Origin of the sequence: Nocardiopsis alkaliphila YIM 80379 (genome assembly GCF_000341005.1) — a bacterium.
Taxonomy (GTDB): Bacteria; Actinomycetota; Actinomycetes; order Streptosporangiales; family Streptosporangiaceae; genus Nocardiopsis; species Nocardiopsis alkaliphila.
Genome location: NZ_ANBD01000036.1, coordinates 1 through 403, shown reverse-complemented (window position 1 = coordinate 403; position 403 = coordinate 1). Strand labels below are relative to the sequence as shown.

At 67.0% G+C, this 403-nt stretch carries 1 pseudogene; it reads left to right on the top strand.

What is annotated here, in order from left to right:
* Positions 1 to 403: pseudogene (locus D472_RS24860) on the top strand (chemotaxis protein CheA); the annotation flags it as partial.

Below are 403 nucleotides of genomic sequence, written 5' to 3'. Positions count from 1 at the left end.
CCGCCCCCCGCCGTAGCCGACACCGGGGTCGAGGCACCCACCACCGAGGAGATCGTCGAGGAACTGGAGGGTGACGGAGTCTTCATCGACCCCTCCATCGAGCAGATCTCCACCGCCGACGAAGGCGCCTTGGAGTCCGCCGCCGCGAACGCCGACACACCCGTCTACTACGTCATCCTGCCCTACGAGGTCGCCACCTCCGAGGCCGGCGTCAACACACTGATGGAACCGGTCATGGCCGAGGTCGGTAACGGTGCCTACGGGATCCTGGGCGGAAGTGACTACTTCTACGTCACCTCGCCCGACCTGGACGACACCGAGGCCATTCGGGAGATCGCGCTCAACGAGGGCGGCAACCAGATCGACACCCTCGCCTCGGTCCCGCAGGCGGTGGAGACCAGCC